The following is a 19,066-nucleotide window of genomic DNA, read 5'->3' as shown; positions in this document are numbered from 1 at the left end:
CTTTTAGGTAGAAAATGGAATAGAAGGAAGTTCCATGTCAACCTAGACCACTCACCGAAAGGCGGAATTTCGATGGACCAATCACTGTTTCTCTTTTTGTTTCAACTGACGATGCAATCGTACGTGTACTGGATGTTCGCCACGCTCTTCATCGCCCTCGTCGGCTACGTCGCGTTCTATATCTGGGATAAAGAGGCGGCCAACAGCTACCGGACGCTCTGGCGGAAAGGCTACTATTTGACGTTCGCCGCGTTCGCCCTGTTCGGCTTCATCGTCAACGAGTTCCCGTTAGAGGTCGCCTGGCCCCTCGCCGGCATCGCCATCCTCGTCGTCGTCCTCGACTTCGGGGTGCTCGTGACGCCGGGGAAAGAACGGCCTATCGTCCTTGAAGAAGACGCCGAAAACGCCTAATCGATTTTTCGATTAGGCGTTTTCGTATGGGCATTATCCCCGGTATCCTTCCGGGTTGTTCGATTGCCAGTTCCAGGCGTCGCGGCACATGGCGCGGACGTCGTGCGTCGCTTCCCAGCCGAGCACTCGCTTCGACTTCGATGGGTCGGCGAAACAGCTGGCGATGTCGCCGGGGCGGCGCGGCGTCACCGTGTACGGGATCGCCTTGCCACTCTCGGCCTCGAACGCCTTGACGAGGTCGAGGACGCTGTAGCCCGTGCCCGTCCCGAGGTTGAACGCCTCGGCGCCGGTATGTGCCATCACGTAGTCGAGCGCCTTCAAATGGCCGGCGGCGAGGTCGACGACGTGGATGTAGTCGCGGACGCCCGTGCCGTCCGGTGTGTCGTAGTCGTCACCGAACACGCTCAAACGCTCGAGACGGCCGACGGCGACTTGGGTGATGTACGGCATGAGGTTGTTCGGGACGTCGAACGGGTCCTCCCCGATTCGGCCCGACTCATGGGCGCCGATCGGATTGAAGTAGCGGAGGAGGGCGATGCTCCACGCGTCGTCGGCGACGGCCAAGTCGCGCATGATCTCCTCGATCATCAACTTCGTGCGCCCGTACGGGTTCGTCGCGCTGAGCGGGAACGTCTCGTCGATCGGTGTCCGTTCCGGCATGCCGTACACGGTCGCCGACGAAGAGAAGACGATCTGCTTCACGTCGAACGCGTCCATCACGTCGAGGAGGACGGTCGTGCCGACGACGTTGTTCTCGTAGTACCGGAGCGGCTCATTGACCGACTCGCCGACGGCTTTTAGGCCGGCGAAATGGATGACGGCGTCGATCGTATGTTTCAAGAAAATCTGTTCGAGCAACTCGCGGTCGAGGATATCACCGAGGTAAAAATCGACGGTCTTCCCGGTGAGCGCTTCGACCCGGTCGAGCGCCTCGCGGCGGCTGTTCGACAAGTTGTCGAGGACGATGACGTCATAGTCGTCTTCAAGTAGTTGGAGGACGGTGTGCGTGCCGATGTAGCCGGCACCACCCGTCACGAGGATCGTTGGCATAAGTAGGCTCCTTTCGAATTAAATCTCGGTGACGCGGATGCGCGTCGATGTCCCGTTCGCCCCGACGAACATGCGGAGCGAGTATTTCGGGCTTTCAAACACGATGGCGTCCTCGGTCTCGTACACAGGCGTGCCGAGCTGTCTGAACGCTTCTTTCGTCGTCGGCGTGTTCGTCCAATCGATGGCGTGGACCGCCTCGTCTTGGATGACGAAGAAGATGCCGGTGTAGAACGAGTAATCGTTCAAGGCATCGGCGTCGCGTCCGAACGGTTGGCCGAGCAGTTCGTATAGTTCGGCTTCGCTGAACGCCAAGTATTCGTCGACCGATGCCCGGTCGAGGTAGATTTGATCGACGCCCGTCTGCAAGAAGTTGAGCACTTGTTGGTCACTGAGCGTGAACGACTTCCATTCCGTCGTCGTCGACGCGACCGGCGCCCACGCCGTCATCCCGTCGATGCCGAGGTCGAGCAACAGATGGTCGTCCCGTTCTTCGAGGACGTCATAGCGGTCGCCGATGTCGCCGATATACGTCACGTTGTCGCCGTTCGGTTCGCTGAGGAGCGACACGTTCTTCTCCGTGAGCCACACTTCGGTCACGGCCGGCGTCTCGGCGACCGGTTCGGCCTCTTCGGTCGGGGCTGCGACTTCTTCGGCCTGTTCGCTCGGCTCGAACAACGCCGATACATATGGATACCCGATATAGCCGCCGCCGATGAGTAATCCGATGAGGGCGAGGGCACCGAGCCATTTGGCGCCGGACTTCTTCTTTGGCCGGGCCGGTTCGATGGCGCGTTGGTACTTCGCCCGTTCCGCCCGCGACGGGACCGGCGCTTCCGGCATGTACCGTTGCTTGACGACCGGTTCCCGTGCTTCGGTCGTGTCGTCTTCAGGAACGGTTCCGTCTTCGTCGGGCGGTGTCGCTTCGATTGCTGGTACCGCTTTCTTTGCCGTCGCACCACCGTTCTCGAGTAGTGCTACATAATATGGAAGGAACGTAGTGTCTTTCTTCCCGTCTTTGATCCACGCCGTGAAATCGGCAGCCGATTTTTCGTCGGCCGGTAACGTGTTGGACGTCTTTCCAGTCAATTCCTCGTATGAGACGGACAGCGGTTTGCCGTCCCCTAAATTTTGTTTGATGCTCGCTTGAATCGTATTCCGTGTCGACGCATCGAGCTCTGCGTACAGTTGGAGTAATCGCTCACTGACGTGCACTGTCGTATCCTCCTTTAGTATAAGGTTTCCCTACAAAGTTTAGCAGATTTATATGCCGAAAAACCCAAAATTTAAAAAATGGGTCATCATCCGACATTATTTTTGCTATAATGTTTTGGTATTGTCAGATTAAATATTATCTGCGGGAATTTTCCAGCGGTCTATCAACACATAGAGGAGAGTAGGAACAGACTATGAACGAAGAAACGATTTCCCTTGGAGAATTGTTCTCCATCTTGAAACGGAGCAAATGGCTCATCGCGAGCTTGACGATTGTCGCAGCCCTCATCGCCTTTTTGGTCAGCTCGTTCGTCATCAGCCCGACGTATGAGGCGTCGACGCAAGTGCTCGTCGCCCCGAAAGAGACACAAAACAACATGATCGACAGCAGTCAAATCCAGTCGTCGGTGACGCTCGTCAATACGTACCGCGTCATCATCCAAAGCCCGGCCATCCTCGAGCAAGTCCAAAACAACGTCGTCGGCGCCCCGGAAAACATCAGCAATTTGATCTCGGTCAACAGCGAACAAAACTCACAAGTCATCAACATTAAAGTTCAACATACGAACCCGATGCTCGCAACGGATATCGCGAACGAGATTAGCACCGTCTTCTCTAATGAAATCAAGGAGCTCATGAGCGTCGATAACGTCAAAGTGTTGTCGAACGCGTCCGTGCCGATGTTCCCGGTCAGCCCGAACATCCTCCTTAACACGGCGATCGCCGCCGTCCTTGGGATGATGATCGGCGTCGCCATCGCTTTCTTAAAAATCGTCCTCGACCGCCGCATCAAGACGGAGCAAGACGTCGAGACAATCCTCGAGCTTCCGGTGCTCGGCTCGATACCGGTCATCGACCGCGTCGAGATGCAGCAGCAACGTCAAGCGAAAGTGAAAGGGGAAGAGGTCCATGTTTAAGTTCGGCAAGAAGAAATCGAAGCATATCAAATATGACAAGACGGGCCGCGACTTGATCACGGTCCACAAACCGAAGTCCCCGATCTCGGAGCAGTACCGGACGATTCGGACGAACCTAGAGTTCACGGCCGTCGATGACGAGTTGCAGACGGTCGCCATCACGTCGGCCTCTTCAGGCGAAGGCAAGTCGACGACGGCGTCGAACCTCGCCGTCGTCTACGCTCAGCAAGGCAAGCGCGTCCTCCTCATGGACTGCGATATGCGCCGCCCGACGGCCCACTTCACGTTCCGCCTCTCGAACGGCATCGGCCTCTCGACCGTCCTCGCCAAGAAGACGACGAGCGAGAAGGCGATCCACACGACGCAAGTCGAGAACTTGGATTTGCTCGCGGCAGGCCCAATCCCGCCGAACCCGTCGGAACTGTTGTCGTCGAAGATGATGGACCGCGTGATTGAAGAGCTCAAGACGAACTACGACATGATCATCCTTGACGCGCCGCCGATGATGCAGGTCGCGGACACGCGGCTGCTCGCTCGTAAAGTCGACGGCATCGTCCTCGTCGTCGGCTGCGACAAGTCGGACCGCCAGATGGTCGTTAAGGCGAAAGAACAGTTGACGCTCGCCGACGCGCACATCCTCGGCGTCGTCTTGAACAAGCGCGAGCCGCAAGGCAGCGACGACTATTACTATTACTACGCGTACGAGTAAAGGAGAAACGCCATGATTGATATCCATTGTCATCTCCTCCCGGCCGTCGATGACGGACCTGAGACGGTCGAACAAGCGATTGAAATGGCGAAACGCGCAGCAAGCGAAGGGGTGACCGCGATCGTGGTCACCCCCCACGCGTTTCACCCCCAGTTCGAGACGGGTGAGTTGAACGTCCAACACGCCGCCTCGACGTTACAGACGATCCTCCATAAAGAGGGCATCTCGCTCGATCTATACCCGGGCCAAGAGATTCGCATCTTCGGTGACTTGGTCGCCTCACTCGAGAAAGGCGAGGCGCTCTCGCTCGCCGGGTCACGCTACGTCCTCGTCGAGTTCCCGAGCGACTCGGTGCCGGCCTACGCCGAGCAGTTGTTTTTCGGTCTACAGACGGAAGGCTACACGCCGGTCATCGCCCACCCTGAGCGAAACAAAGAGTTCGCGACGAACCCGAAGCGGCTCATGGACTTCGTCTCGTCTGGAGCGTTGTCGCAAATCACGACGTCATCCTTGACGGGAGAGTTCGGTCAAAACGTGCAAGAGCTCGCCTTCACGTTTCTCCGCAACGGGCTCAGCCACTTGATCGCCTCCGATGCTCACAGCACAGGTCGCCGTACGTTCTACTGGACGGACGTCGAAGCGGTCGTCACGAAAGAGCTCGGTCACGACAAGTGGGAGACATACATGACGAACGCCGAGGCGATCGTGAAAGACGAATTCATCTTCATCGACCCGCCCGTTCTTCCGACGAAGAACTGGAGAGGGAAATGGAAGAAATGATTTCCCTTTTATGACAAATAACTCTTGACATAAGGTATACGAATATGATTTTTTGTCGACAGTTGTCGAACGATTTTAGGTTTTAATTCCCTATCATTGGTTTTTTAAGAAGCAATAACGTGATAACCTTAATTTATAATTTTCAAGGGATGTTAAATGCATCCTTTTTTATATGGTTTAGATAATTAATAGTTTCATATACAGAGGAGGAGTATCATGACAATCAAAAAAGTGAGAAAAGCCGTCATCCCGGCGGCGGGTCTCGGTACACGTTTCCTCCCGGCGACGAAGGCGATGCCGAAAGAGATGTTGCCGATCGTCGATAAGCCGACGATTCAATACATCATTGAAGAGGCGGTTGAGTCGGGTATCGAGGATATCTTGATCGTCACGGGGAAAGGCAAACGTGCGATTGAAGATCACTTCGATTCCGTGCCCGAGCTCGAGCAGACGTTGATCGAAAAAGGAAAGTCGGAGTTTTTGAAGCTCGTCGAAGAGACGACGAATATTAACATCCACTTCATCCGTCAATCGAAACCGATGGGACTCGGTCACGCGGTGTTGCAGGCGAAAGCGTTCATTGGAGATGAACCGTTCGTCGTCATGCTTGGCGACGACATCGTCCAGGCGGATGTGCCGTGTACGAAGCAATTGATTGAGCAATACAATAAAACGGAAAGCTCGATTATCGGCGTGCAATCGGTCTCGCGTGACGTGACACATCGTTACGGGATTGTCGACCTTCAATCGACGCTTGAAGGCGGGTTACATAAAGTCGAGTCGTTCGTCGAAAAACCGGCACCTGGGACGGAACCGTCGAACTTGGCGATTCTCGGCCGTTATTTGTTCACACCGCAAATTTTTAAGTTTTTAGAGACACAAGACGCGGGTGCGGGCGGCGAGATTCAATTGACGGACGCCATCACGCGTTTGAATGAAGTGCAGCGCGTCTTTGCCTACGAGTTTGACGGCAAACGTTACGACGTCGGCGAAAAGCTCGGCTTTATCCAGACGACGCTCGAGTTTGCGTTGAACCGTGACGATCTTCGAAATGACGTCTTGAAGATGATCACGCAATTAGTTGAAGAACAAACTGCAATGAGTGCAGTCAAGTAAGGGGAGGGAAACCGATTGTCGATTCCTGAACTCGGTCGTAAATCTTTACGGACCGGTCTATTGGTCACGCTTGATATCATCGCAATTTTGTCGTCGATGGTACTGACTTATTTTTTCTTATATCCAGTTGAATTCATTCAAAATATCGATCAAAACCACTTTTTAGAGTCTGCATTCCTTTATAGCGCCCTCTTTATCGTCATGGCCGGGGTGAGCCGGTTGTACCAGGTGGCGTGGCGCTTCGCAAGCATGTCCGAGGCGATCCGTCTCGCTTCGACATTATTCATGAGTACGGTCACGTTACTGCTCATTCAATTCGCGGTATACGGTGAGGCGATGGAGCGGATGCTGTTCCTCAGTTTTTGTTTGTCGCTTCTTATGCTTGGAGGGATTCGCTTAGGCTCACGCGTCTATGTTACGTGGAAACAGCAGCAATACTCCATTTTTCTCGGCCGCAACATGAAACGCCGGAAAGATGTGAAACGAACGCTCGTCATCGGGGCCGGACAAGCCGGACGCATGTTGGTTCGACAAATCCAACAGTCGGATAACCATCGCATGAACCCGGTCGCATTTATTGATGACAATCGTCATCTCCAAACGTTGACGGTCAATGGGGTACGTGTTGTCGGGACGATTGAGCAGTTAGAACAAGTTGTCGAGAACGAGGCGATCGATAAAATTGTTTTTGCAATCCCATCGATGAGCTATCAAGAGCGTCTCGCCATCATTAAGCGAGCGAAGACAGTCTGTACGAACGTGCATACGCTTCCGATGATTGAAGAAGTCGCAGCTGGTAAGGTCGCTGTCAACCAGATGCGTCAAGTGTCGATTGAAGATTTGCTTGGTCGTGAACCGGTCGAACTCGACATTTCTGGCATCCAGTCGGAAGTGGAAGGAAAGACGGTATTAGTGACAGGTGCTGGTGGATCGATTGGGTCCGAAATCTGTCGTCAAATTTTGAAGTTCAGTCCGGAACGGGTGCTTTTGCTTGGGCACGGTGAGAACAGTATTTATTTGATTGAGCGCGAACTGCGGGAGTTGAAAGTGGATGTCGAACTGATTCCAGTTATCGCTGATGTGCAAGATGTTGAGCGGTTACGAGACGTCTTTATGACGCACACGCCGCACCTCGTGTTCCATGCGGCAGCCCACAAACACGTCCCGTTAATGGAAGCAAACCCACATGAAGCGGTGAAGAATAATATCTACGGCACAAAAAATGTCGCAGAGATGGCAGATGAATATGGGGCAGCCCGTTTCGTTATGATTTCGACAGATAAAGCGGTCAACCCGACGAACGTCATGGGCTCAACAAAGCGCATCGCCGAGATGATTGTCCAAAACCTGGCGAAGACGAGTCGGACGAAGTATGCGGTCGTTCGTTTCGGAAATGTACTCGGTAGCCGTGGGTCGGTTATCCCACTCTTTAAGACGCAGATTGAAAAAGGTGGTCCGGTCACGGTCACGCATCCGGATATGACGCGCTACTTCATGACGATCCCTGAGGCGAGTCGTCTCGTCATTCAAGCTGGGACGCTCGCCGACGGAGGCGAAGTGTTTGTGCTCGATATGGGTGAACCGGTTAAGATTGTTGAACTTGCCCGCAATATGATCAAGTTAAGTGGCTTTACCGAAGATCAAATTTCGATAGAGTTTAGTGGCATTCGTCCCGGAGAGAAGATGTTTGAAGAGTTGTTGAAAGAAGGCGAAGTGCACCCCGAGGCGGTCTATCCGAAGATTTTCACAGGCATCGTTACAGAGGAAGCTGATTTACAAGGGAAACTTGATCGCATGAACGAACTGAAAACCAGCGAAGCGCTCGGACTATATCTCGTCAATTGGGCAAACGATTGTCTCGATTCAGTTGAGCATAATCAACTAAAAGAAACCGTTTAATTAATGGAGTGTGAATGATGAAGTATATTGAACAGAAGCGGAAAATCGACTTTATGTTGTCGCTAATTGGACTGATTGTACTGGCACCGTTATTTATTGGAATTATGATTGCGATTAAGCTCGAGTCGAAAGGTCCGGTCTTTTTCAAGCAAAAACGAGTCGGACTTCATCAGTCGCACTTCAATATTTTGAAGTTTCGAACGATGCGAATCGACGCACCGAAAGACACACCTACGCATTTATTAGGTGATCCGGAGCAGTACATTACGAAAGTCGGGAAATTCTTACGAAAAACAAGTCTCGACGAATTACCACAAATCATTAACATTCTTAAAGGAGAGATGGCGGTGATTGGGCCACGTCCTGCGCTTTGGAATCAATATGATTTGATTGAAGAACGTGAGAAATATGGGGCAAATGATATATTACCTGGACTCACGGGATGGGCGCAAATTAACGGGCGGGATGAACTTTCGATTGAAATAAAAGCTAGACTTGATGGAGATTATGTAGAAAAAATGTCAATAACAACGGATTTTAGATGTTTTATAGGGACATTTGTAAGTGTGTTGAAAAGTGACGGTGTTTTAGAAGGTGGAACAGGAATAGTTACAAATAAAAATAAAAAAGATGTAAACTAGGTAGTACTACACAATAAGACTCCTTAATTATTTATTTATTTTTAAAATGTGACATACCCTCGTTTTAATAAGTTTGGTGGAAGGTGAAAAAGTGAAAAAGAAAGTTCTATTTTTAGTAAATCATGAAATAGTAATTTATAACTTCAGAAAAGAGTTGGTGGAAAAGTTACTTGACGCTGGTTATGAAGTATATATTTCTTCACCGAATGGAGAGAAGATTAACGAATTAGTGTCATTAGGATGTATTCACATTGACACTAATATATCTCGACATGGAAAGAACCCAGTAGACGATATTAAATTAACTTATATTTATGTTGAGATGATTAAAAAAATTAAACCTCTAATTGTTTTGACATATACTATTAAGCCAAATATATATGGTGGCATCGCTTCTGTATTAACAAAAACACCATACGTCGCGAATATAACTGGTCTGGGTACCGCTTTAGAAAAAAAAGGTTTTCTTCAAAAGATTACAAAACTTCTTTATAAATTCTCATTCATAAAAATTAAAAAAGTTTACTTCCAAAATGAGGAAAATAAAATATTTTTTGAAGAAAATAAACTCTCTTCAAATAATTATCTTTTACCAGGGTCGGGAGTGAATTTAAATCAATTCAAACCACTTCAATACTCATACCAAGATGGGGATATTCATTTCGTATTTATTTCGAGAATAATGAAAGAAAAAGGAATTGAACTTTATTTAGAAGCAGCGAGGAAATTAAAAGAGAAATACCCATGGACCCATTATCATATCTGCGGTTTTTGCGAAGAGAATTATGAAGAAATTTTAGAAAGCATGCAACGAAATGGAATAATAAAATATCATGGAATGATAAAAGATATCAGAACTGTTTTGAGAAATACTCATTGTACTGTTCATCCTTCAAATTATCCTGAAGGATTGTCTAATGCACTGTTAGAAAGTGCTGCAGCCGCACGTCCAATCATTACAACGAATAGAAGCGGATGCCGTGAACTAGTTGATCATGGAATTAATGGTTATTTAGTAGAACCAGAAAATGTTAAGGATTTGATTGAGAAAATGGATCGGTTTATAAACTTAGATATAGATATAAGAAGAGAGATGGGTAAACAATCAAGAAAAAAAGTTGAAAAGAACTATGATAGAAAAATTGTAGTTGAAGAATATATGGAAACAATTTCAAGTGTTTAATTATGAAATGTGCGAAGTTGAAATTTCAATATAGTATATACTTTTCTTTTTTTAAAAATAAACTAAGAAGAAAAAGATTATTATAAATGGTATTTCATTTTTATATTATCAGCTATATAGAAAGAAATGGTGGAAAAAGTGATTAACAAAATCATTAGATTAAGGACGAAATTAACATGGTCTTTAATTGGTAATTTACTTTATGCATTATCTCAATGGGTTGTAATCTCTTTGATTGCTAAGTTTGGATCCTTGGAAGATTTAGGTTTATACACTTTTAGTTATGCTATTACTGCTCCCATAATGTTGTTTTTCAGTTTTCAGTTAAAATTATTATTAGCAACCGATGAAATGAATGAATATCAATTTACACAATATTTAGGTGCTCGAATAGTTCATTTATCTTTAGGATATATTTTCATTATTTTATTGAGCTTTTTAATAAGTGATAGCCTTTATATGACAGCTATTTTGTTAATGGTTGGAGTAATTAAGTTTTTTGAAGGTTTAAGTGATATATCGATGGGGGCACTTCAAAAAGAAAGTAAAATAGATATCATTGGTAAATCTTTTGCGATTAAAGCTGTTTTAATATCTATTATTTTTGGAACTGTTTACATGAGCACTAATAATTTGGTTATGTCTGTATTTAGTTTATGTTTAGTATCTGCAATTAGATTTTTTTATTATGATCTAAAAAAATTAGGGGAAATAATAGATACTACACCTAGATTTGATTTTTCGGTGCTTCAAATAGCGAAAATAGCATTCCCTTTAGGAATTACATCACTAATCATATCGTTAAATACTAATATTCCTAGATATTTTTTAGAACATTATAAAAGTGTAGAAGATGTGGGTATATTTTCAGCTTTATACTACATTATTGTAGTAGGAACTATGTTTGTTACTCCTATAGTACAACTAGCTGCACCGAAAATTGCATATGCATATCATAAAGCAGAAACTAATCAATTTTTGAAAATGAACTTACTGTTTATTGGGGCAATGACATTATTTTCTTTTACGATTATAATGGTCGTTTATGTTCAAGGAGAATTTATACTTGAAATGATTTATGGATCGGCTTTTTCACAATATAGTAAAGAGTTCTTATTAGTAACATTCGCTTTGTTCTTTGGCTTTATAGGTTCAATTCTTAACATTTCTATTGTCGCAGCTCGAGAAGTGAAATATCAAACTTATATAAGCCTAGTTGTTCTATGTGTCTCATTAGTTTCTAGTTATATTTTTGTTAAACCTTATGGGATTACCGGAGCTGCTTATGCGATTATATTTTCTCGATTTATACATATTTTTCTCTATATTATTCTAATGAAAAAAATTATAGTAAGTCGAAAGAATAATATATAAATCAAAGATAAAAAATGTATAGAGAGAAAGGAAAGTGAAAAGTGAAAACAAATTTATTGAAATATAGAATTGACAATATTGCAATGATTAGTGTACTGAGTGCTTGTATATTAGGCTTCTTAGTTGCGACTAATATAGAATTAATTAGTTATTTTCTAATTATAATGATGAGTTTCTTCTTACTTCTATTTGTAAGCCAAATAAATAATCCATATTTGATAATAGTAGTAGGTGCAGGTTTTATTATACGCTTATTTCTTTCCTTAATAAACGCATACTATTGGATTTTACCTTCTGGAAGAAATGATGCTGTAAATTTTGAAGCGACAGGATGGCTTATCGCAACGACATCAACAACCTTGGCTGAAATATTCAGTTATCCAGTCGAATTTTATAGAAAATTTATAGCTGTTATATATTTCTTTTTTGGACGAAATCCTCTGTTGATTCAGCATATTAGCCTCGTTGCAGGAGTTTTATTAATATATGTAGTTTATAAAATGGTGTTTGAAATTTCAAATCACCAAAACGCTTCAAGATTAGCAGCGATAATAGTGGCGTTTCATCCAGGGTTAGTACAGTTCTCTGTTTTTACAAGAAGAGAAAGTTTAATATATTTCTTGACTGCTCTTTCTGTCTATTTATTTATTAAGTGGTTTAATAATGGAAGTGGAAAAACATTTTTTCTTTCCATTATTTCTTTGATTGGAGCCAGTGTATTTCATTCTGGAGTTATTTTCTTAGGAGTAGTCTATATTTTATATTATGTTTTTTTTATCCCTAAAAACGGAAAGTGGAATATTTCTTTCACTAAAATAATAATATCAAGTATCATTTTGATGACTGTAATTAGTCTTGGAGAACTAGTATTTAGAAAAATTCCAGAGTTGTCAGTTACTGAAATAGAAGAAACTGTTTCTAGAAAATCGATAGATGGCAGGACTGGATATTTACAGAATCTACAACCCGATTCGGTTGTGGATTTAATAATTCAAACACCAGTAAGGATAACATATTTTTTACTTACACCATTTCCATGGCAACTTAAAAGTATTAATGATCTCTACGGGTTTATCCTTGATGTGTTACCTATGTATGTCTTTTTATTTTTTTCGTTTAAATATTTAAAGTATATTCGAATAAACAATTGCAAGTTATATATCGCTATTAGTATTATATTACTTGTAATTATTTTACCATTTGCATGGGGTACCTCTAATTATGGTACCGCATTAAGGCACAGACAAAAAGTAGTTTGGCTATTTATTTCATTAGCTTCTATTGGATATTACGTTAATAAAAAGAAATTAAAACGCAAGGACTAAAATAAAATGTTCAATTTTTTTTAAAGGGGTGTGAAAATGAAGAAAAAAATCGTCTATATAATTAATCATTTTAGACCAGGTGCCATTCCTAATATTTTGAAAGATATTGCACCTCATATTAGTAATGAATTCGATGTAAAGGTTTTGTCTCTACAGAAATTTAATAAGGAACCATCTCTTTTTGATGAATTTGAAAAAATCGGGGTAGAAGTGCAGTCTTTAAATGTTAATAAATGTCAATTGATTTCCACTTTTCACAAACTGAGACAGTTCATTAGAGAACAAAAACCTGACATAATACATTCTCATTTAGGAAGAGCAGATTTCTTTTCAGCAATTTGTAAGAATAGGTCAAGTAGGCTTATAACAACTTTTCACAGTATGCAAAGTAACTATAATCACATAACAAAACTTAGCTACTATTTTACTAATAGGCTAGCTGATCATAGGACATCTGTTTCTGATGCTGTTAGAGATAGTTGGAAGTCAAACAGTAGTAATTGTGATAACATTACAATTTATAATCCTGTATCAATAAATGATTATTCTGAAAAAATAATTAACAATGGATTAAAAGAAAGTTTAGGAATTTCTAAACAAGATTCGATAATTATCAATGTAGGAAATTTAAAAAAGCAAAAAGGTCAAATATATTTGGTCAGAGCTTTTTACGAGGTTTTAAAAACAAAACCTAATACGTCGCTAGTAATTGTAGGGCGATCTGGTGATGCTGAAAAAGAATTATTGTCTGAAGTTAAGAAATTAGATATTGAAAATAAAGTACATTTGATAGGATTTCGAAAAGATATATCTCAACTACTAAATTTATCTGATGTTTTTGTATTTCCTTCTAAATCTGAAGGTCTAGGTATTTCTGTTTTAGAAGCCATGGCTTCTAAAACACCAGTCGTAGCATCAGACCTTCCATCAATTTCAGAATATATATCAGAAAATGAAACTGGATTTTTGGTTAAATATGACGATATTAATGAAATGTCTTCAAAAATAATAAGGATATTGGAAGATGAGAGCTTAAAAGATTTTATTGTTAATAAAGCATTTGATAAAGTGCAAAAAGAGTTTAATCCTATAGTAATAGCTAATAATTATTTATCTCTTTACAATAAGGTGTTAAAACAAACGAAAAGTGAGATTAATTGATGCAAAAAATGTACACAATTAAAAATATACAAACAAGTATTTGCATAGAAGAATTATTTGGAATGCCTGCTGTGGGAAAAAGTAGCTGGGTTGAAGCTAATCGGACGGAATCGCATTATATTAAAGTCAATGAAATGCTTCCGATTAACCCATTAAAAAGAAATTTTATTAAAATAAAAAAAATATTTTCTTATACCATATTGCATCCAAGAACACTTTTCTATGATTCTTGGTTGATTTTAAATTCTCGGCAAAAGACACTAAAAGACCTCTTAATTGTATGGAGCAATTGGTTCTTTGTTCTATCTTTATATTCATCATGTTCTAACGGAAAATATACTTATATTTTTGATCAAGGAATGTTTCAAGCGCTATGGTCCATAAGATTAAGTGCAAAAGAAGAGATTGATTTCAAAAAGTTTATAAAGGATAAATATTTACCAGGTAAAATATTTTTTTTAGATGAAGATGAAAGTATACTGAGACAAAGAGAATCTACAAGAGCGAAAAATATTAGATTAAATTATTGCATAAAGAGCGATATTCAATTAGGACGAAAAACTTTAAACGACGTTATGGAAGTAATCGAACAAAAGTATAAACTTGTAGAATAAACTTAAACAATAGTTAGGAAGGAAGCTAATTGATAAAAAAAATTATAAAGTATATTTTATTGCAAAAAATCAGGTTGAAATATATAAATTGTACAATATCAACTTCTGACATAGGAAGAGAACTATGCTTAGGAAAAAAAAGTTCAATTTCAAAAAATGTCAGCGTAAGAAATAGAGTTAGCATAGGGAATCATTCGTATATTAATTCTGGAAGTTATATAAGCGAAGGTGTAAAAATAGGGAATTTCACTTCTATATCTTATGATTGTAAAATTTCCCCAAGTGAGCATCCGACTAATTTTATTTCAACAAGTCCAAGGTTTTATGGTAATAGCGACATTTTGAACAATCAAATAGTATTTCAACAAAAAAAAGGATCAGAAATTGGGAATGATGTTTGGATAGGAGCCAATTGCATTATATTGCGCGGAGTAAATATTGGTGACGGAGCAATAGTGGCAGCAGGGTCAATAGTTACTAAAGATGTGCTTCCGTACTCTATAGTGGGTGGTGTTCCTGCTAAGTTAATAAAAATGAGGTTTGATGATGATCAGATTTCATTTCTTTTAGGTTGGGAATGGTGGAACTTAACAGATGAAAATATAGCTAATTACAAGGGGATTTTTATGGCGAAAGATGAATGGTATTCAGCAGTATTGGAAACCACTTTGAAGGAGCGGGGATAAATGTTGAATATTGTTGTGGCAGGAACAGGTTACGTTGGCTTAGTTGCGGGCGTTTGTTTCGCTGAAATAGGTCATATGGTTAAATGTGTAGATATAAACCAAGATAAAGTTGAAAAAATGAAATCTGGTGTTTCTCCTATTCATGAAACCGGATTAGAAGAACTGATGATAAGAAATTATGAATTTGGTCGAATTGACTACACAATCGATTATAAAGCTGCTTATAAAAATGCCGACGCTATCTTTATCGGTGTAGGAACACCTGAACAACCAGATGGCTCTGCAAATCTTTCTCACATCGCTACGGTTGCTCGTCAAATCGCTGAGTCTGTAGAAAAAGATTGCTTAGTAGTTGTGAAATCAACGGTTCCAGTGGGTACTAACGATAAAGTTGAACAGTTCATTCAAGATTTTTTAGTAAATGATGTCCGAGTTGAAGTTGCATCTAACCCTGAATTTTTGGCTCAAGGTTCTGCTGTTCATGACACGTTATATGCAGAACGGATAGTGATTGGTACGGAGAGCAAGTGGGCAGAAGAACTACTAACAAAAATCTACGAACCATTCAATATTCCGATTGTGTCTGTTAACAGAAGATCTGCCGAGATGATTAAATATGCTTCGAATGACTTCCTTGCACTTAAAATATCTTATATGAATGATATCGCGAATCTTTGCGAGCTTGTTGGAGCGGATATTCAAGATGTTGCTAAAGGTATGAGCTATGACGGACGTATCGGAAGCAAGTTCTTGAATGCTGGTATTGGATACGGCGGCTCTTGCTTCCCGAAAGATACGAAAGCTTTAGAATACATCGCTAAGCAAAATGGCTATGAATTAAAAACTGTAAAGGCAGCGATTGATGTGAACCAAGATCAGAAGACAATGCTTTATAAGAAGGCAAGCAAACGTCTTATCACATTCAACGGCTTAAAAGTTGCCGTCCTAGGACTAACATTCAAGCCAGGTACCGACGACTTGCGTGAAGCTGCGTCTTTAGAGAATGTACCATTGTTATTAGAGCAAGGTGCTGATATTTTTGCGTTCGATCCTGTCGGTGCTGATAACTTTTCTCGCGTTTATCCAGAAGGGAAACACGGTAAGGGGAGCATGACATACGTCGACAATATCGATGAAGCCCTAGAAGATGCAAACGTCTGCTTCATTTTCACAGAGTGGGGAGAAGTCAAAGCGTTGACTCCTGAGATGTATAAAAAAATGATGCGTACCCCGCTTATTTTCGACGGTAGAAACATTTATCGCGTCGAGGACATGCAGGCAGCTGGCATCGAATATCATTCGATTGGAAGAAAACCTGCTACTCGTGCAGTTGCGAAGGAGTCAACAAATAGTGAACTACAAAACTCTTGATGTGAGTAAGGCATATTTAATCACCGGAGCCGCTGGTTTTATCGGATATTATTTATCTAAAAAGCTATTGGAACAAGGCTGTAAGGTCATTGGTTTTGATAATATTAACGATTACTATGATGTAAAACTCAAGCACACCCGGTTAGATAATTTGAATTCGTATGAACAGTTTGACTTTATCAAAGGCGACTTGGCAGATAAGGATACGGTCATGTCTACTTTTGAGAAATATGAGCCGAACGTCGTTGTAAACCTTGCCGCTCAAGCAGGAGTCAGATACTCGATTGAAAACCCAGATGCATATATTCAAAGCAATGTGATTGGTTTTTATAATATTCTGGAGGCTTGCCGCCATCATCCAGTCGACCATCTTGTATATGCTTCTTCAAGTTCTGTGTATGGAGCGAATAAGAAAGTTCCGTTTGAAGAAACTGACTTTGTTGATACACCAGTGTCTTTATATGCTTCTACTAAGAAGTCGAATGAGTTAATGGCACACACGTACAGTCACTTATATCAGATTCCGGCGACTGGTTTACGTTTCTTCACGGTATATGGTCCTTTAGGCCGACCGGATATGGCTTACTTTGGATTTGCCGATAAGTATTTTGCGAATGAGCCCATTCAAATTTTTAACAACGGTGATTTTGAAAATGATTTATATCGTGACTTCACATACATCGATGACATCGTCGAGGGAATCGAACGATTGATGAGTCAACCGCCAGAAGGTGAGGTTCAACATAAAGTCTACAATATTGGGAATAACAATCCTGAAAAATTGATGACGTTTATTCAGACGTTAGAGTCGGCGCTGACCAACGCACTAGGTAGGGATGTTCAATTCGATAAACAGTTTGAACCAATCAAGCCTGGGGATGTACCGGCTACTTATGCTTCAACGGATCAACTTCAACAAGCTGTAGGGTTCAAACCTCAAACTTCGATTGAAGAAGGCTTACAACAGTTCGCGAATTGGTATGTAGCTTACTACGATAAGAAATAAGTGAAAGCATGAGGTTGAACGCCTCATGCTTTGTCTTAAATTAAAATTGTATAGTCTACTATTTTAATTTACTTAACGCCTGGTTTTCTTCGATGAATAAGTATAGCTCCGCGCCTAAGTAAAGATAAGACACGGAGCCGACAACTGAGGGACTGATTGACGCACCAAGATTATATAACTCTGGACGGAAATAATTAAAATCACTCACTTCCGTCGTGAATTAACCCTTTACTTTTTCTGATTCAACCCATCAATCAACTGACGTGTCCGCTCTCGTGACACATGAAGGTAACGCTCGGTCGTGCTAATTGACTTGTGTCCGAGTAGCTCTGCGACACCGACGATGTCTTTTTTCTGCTCGTACAACGTCGTCGCGAAGCTATGGCGCAACATGTGGCTCGTCAGATTCAGCCCAAACTGTTCGGCCGCGATTTCTTTCAGGTCTTTGTTCACGAATCCCGGCTGGACGACGCGTCCGGTCGGCATTAAAAAGACGCGTTTCGAGTTTCCGACCTTCGGGCGCCGGACGTCGATGTACAGCTTCAACTCTTTCGTGAGCCGCTGCGTCATCGGCACGACGCGCGTCTTGCCACCTTTGCCTTTCATGACGGTGAGCAAGCGCTCTTCAAAGTTGATGTGATTGAGTTCCAAGTCCAAAATCTCGCTAATCCGTAGTCCGGCATCGCCCCCGACGAGGTAAATCGTATAGAGCGTGTAGTTTTTGGCGTGATACAATACGACATCCAATTGGTCGCGGCTGATGATCGTCGGTGGTTCGGTGACGCCTTCTCGCGTGACGATGCGGGCAAATGGATTGTGTTCCATCCAGCGCTGCTCGACGGCGAACGTGAACAGCCCACGGACGCGCATGATATAGGATCGGACCGTATTGTCGGCCTTGTCGCTCAACTGCTTCTTGTACGGGATCGCATAGCCCATCTCGGTGATGTCTTGGATGTACACGGCGCCCCGTTCGGTCGCATACTCGGCGAAGCTCCGTAGCGTGTTGCGTTTGCTTTTCAGCGTCGTCTCCGGGGACTCCTTTCGTTCTTTCAAGTCTTCTAAGTACAGGTCGATCGCATCGTTCAGTAACACACGTTTCATCACAATCACTCCTTCAAGGTTATTGCCGCTCGCAGTTCCCGTTGGACGTCGGCCTTATATGCCCGCAAGCGGCTCGCGGAATACGGTAGCGTCTGCTCGGTCCCGTCAATCAAGTGGCAGAGGAGCTCGAAATGGCGTGGTGACAGCAACACCCGTTGTTCATCGAGCCAGTCGAACAGACGACGCTCGGACGTCATACATTGTTCCGGAATGCGCTCGGCCGCGACTTCATGCTTCAAGTGTCGGGCGTTCTTTTGTTGGTGGTTGAGGATGGCGCCCCGTATCCGTTGGAAGCAGTACGTCTTCGATAACGTGCAGCCGCGGTTCAATGCCTCCCATAGCGCGATCCGTGCGATTTGGGCGCAGTCTTCTTGTTCGTTCGGGTGGATGTGGAGATGCCGGATGACGTAATGGATCATCGGCTCCCATTCTACGATTTGGTCATCAAGCTGGTTCATGGATGGATTCATTTCCGAGCGCTCTGTTGATTTTCCTAGGTTAATTCGA

Annotated in this window: 18 protein-coding genes and 1 pseudogene; 15 read left to right on the top strand and 4 right to left on the bottom strand. The window is 43.3% G+C overall.

From position 1 onward, the window contains the following. The first annotated feature begins 72 nt into the window (after positions 1-72). Entirely contained in the window at positions 73-411 is a 339-nt protein-coding gene (locus KNP76_RS09220; RefSeq protein WP_214844342.1) for a hypothetical protein, read from the top strand. 33 nt (positions 412-444) lie between these two features. Here KNP76_RS09220 and galE read toward each other — a convergent pair whose 3' ends face one another. Further along, a complete protein-coding gene (galE, locus tag KNP76_RS09215; RefSeq protein ID WP_214844340.1) occupies positions 445-1,461 on the bottom strand; it encodes a UDP-glucose 4-epimerase GalE in 1,017 nt (338 codons plus the stop codon). A gap of 18 nt (positions 1,462-1,479) precedes the next feature. Continuing rightward, positions 1,480-2,673, bottom strand: coding sequence for a hypothetical protein (locus KNP76_RS09210; RefSeq protein WP_214844338.1), 1,194 nt, complete (start codon positions 2,671-2,673; stop codon positions 1,480-1,482). Positions 2,674-2,867: 194 nt separating this feature from the next. Between KNP76_RS09210 and KNP76_RS09205 the strand changes: the two genes are divergently transcribed. The 14 genes and pseudogenes from KNP76_RS09205 to KNP76_RS09140 all read left to right on the top strand — a co-directional run bounded on the left by KNP76_RS09205 (position 2,868) and on the right by KNP76_RS09140 (position 17,455). Further along, a complete protein-coding gene (locus KNP76_RS09205; protein ID WP_214844337.1) occupies positions 2,868-3,590 on the top strand; it encodes a YveK family protein in 723 nt (240 codons plus the stop codon). Beyond that, positions 3,583-4,299, top strand: a complete 717-nt coding sequence (locus tag KNP76_RS09200) for a CpsD/CapB family tyrosine-protein kinase (protein WP_029334354.1) — start codon at positions 3,583-3,585, stop codon at positions 4,297-4,299. The genes KNP76_RS09205 and KNP76_RS09200 overlap by 8 nt, the downstream gene beginning before the upstream one ends. Positions 4,300-4,311: 12 nt before the next feature. Continuing rightward, positions 4,312-5,079: a tyrosine-protein phosphatase gene (locus KNP76_RS09195; RefSeq protein WP_214844335.1), complete on the top strand. Its 768-nt coding sequence runs from the start codon at positions 4,312-4,314 to the stop codon at positions 5,077-5,079. Positions 5,080-5,295: 216 nt separating this feature from the next. Then, a complete protein-coding gene (galU, locus tag KNP76_RS09190) occupies positions 5,296-6,195 on the top strand; it encodes a UTP--glucose-1-phosphate uridylyltransferase GalU (RefSeq protein ID WP_251137416.1) in 900 nt (299 codons plus the stop codon). 15 nt (positions 6,196-6,210) lie between these two features. After that, complete coding sequence (locus KNP76_RS09185; RefSeq protein WP_251137415.1) at positions 6,211-8,094, top strand: polysaccharide biosynthesis protein; 1,884 nt, start codon at positions 6,211-6,213, stop codon at positions 8,092-8,094. Between the two features lie 17 nt (positions 8,095-8,111). Further along, a complete protein-coding gene (locus KNP76_RS09180; protein ID WP_214844333.1) occupies positions 8,112-8,735 on the top strand; it encodes a sugar transferase in 624 nt (207 codons plus the stop codon). Between the two features lie 76 nt (positions 8,736-8,811). Beyond that, positions 8,812-9,918: a glycosyltransferase family 4 protein gene (locus tag KNP76_RS09175; RefSeq protein ID WP_371816199.1), complete on the top strand. Its 1,107-nt coding sequence runs from the start codon at positions 8,812-8,814 to the stop codon at positions 9,916-9,918. Positions 9,919-10,047: 129 nt separating this feature from the next. After that, complete coding sequence (locus tag KNP76_RS09170) at positions 10,048-11,292, top strand: lipopolysaccharide biosynthesis protein (RefSeq protein WP_214844331.1); 1,245 nt, start codon at positions 10,048-10,050, stop codon at positions 11,290-11,292. 41 nt (positions 11,293-11,333) lie between these two features. Then, a complete protein-coding gene (locus KNP76_RS09165; protein WP_214844329.1) occupies positions 11,334-12,617 on the top strand; it encodes a phospholipid carrier-dependent glycosyltransferase in 1,284 nt (427 codons plus the stop codon). A gap of 36 nt (positions 12,618-12,653) precedes the next feature. Further along, a complete protein-coding gene (locus KNP76_RS09160; protein ID WP_214844327.1) occupies positions 12,654-13,778 on the top strand; it encodes a glycosyltransferase family 4 protein in 1,125 nt (374 codons plus the stop codon). Beyond that, a complete protein-coding gene (locus KNP76_RS09155) occupies positions 13,778-14,392 on the top strand; it encodes a hypothetical protein (RefSeq protein WP_214844326.1) in 615 nt (204 codons plus the stop codon). The genes KNP76_RS09160 and KNP76_RS09155 overlap by 1 nt, the downstream gene beginning before the upstream one ends. Before the next feature lie 380 nt (positions 14,393-14,772). Next, positions 14,773-15,003 (top strand): annotated as a pseudogene (locus KNP76_RS16060) (CatB-related O-acetyltransferase); the annotation flags it as partial. 75 nt (positions 15,004-15,078) lie between these two features. Further along, positions 15,079-16,449, top strand: a complete 1,371-nt coding sequence (locus tag KNP76_RS09145) for a UDP-glucose dehydrogenase family protein (RefSeq protein WP_214844324.1) — start codon at positions 15,079-15,081, stop codon at positions 16,447-16,449. Then, positions 16,430-17,455, top strand: coding sequence for an SDR family NAD(P)-dependent oxidoreductase (locus tag KNP76_RS09140; protein WP_214844322.1), 1,026 nt, complete (start codon positions 16,430-16,432; stop codon positions 17,453-17,455). The genes KNP76_RS09145 and KNP76_RS09140 overlap by 20 nt, the downstream gene beginning before the upstream one ends. 228 nt (positions 17,456-17,683) lie before the next feature. On the opposite strand, the gene KNP76_RS09135 is transcribed toward KNP76_RS09140, so the two are convergent. Both KNP76_RS09135 and KNP76_RS09130 read right to left on the bottom strand, forming a co-directional pair. Beyond that, on the bottom strand, positions 17,684-18,559 hold the full coding sequence (locus KNP76_RS09135) for a tyrosine-type recombinase/integrase (RefSeq protein ID WP_214844315.1): 876 nt from the start codon (positions 18,557-18,559) through the stop codon (positions 17,684-17,686). A gap of 5 nt (positions 18,560-18,564) precedes the next feature. Further along, positions 18,565-19,017, bottom strand: coding sequence for a sigma factor (locus tag KNP76_RS09130; protein ID WP_214844313.1), 453 nt, complete (start codon positions 19,015-19,017; stop codon positions 18,565-18,567). Positions 19,018-19,066: the final 49 nt, after the last annotated feature.

Origin of the sequence: Exiguobacterium sp. s150 (assembly GCF_018618435.1) — a bacterium.
GTDB classification, from domain to species: Bacteria; Bacillota; Bacilli; order Exiguobacteriales; family Exiguobacteriaceae; genus Exiguobacterium; species Exiguobacterium alkaliphilum.
Note: the sequence above shows the minus strand (reverse complement) of the source record. Positions and strands in the feature narration are given on the sequence as shown.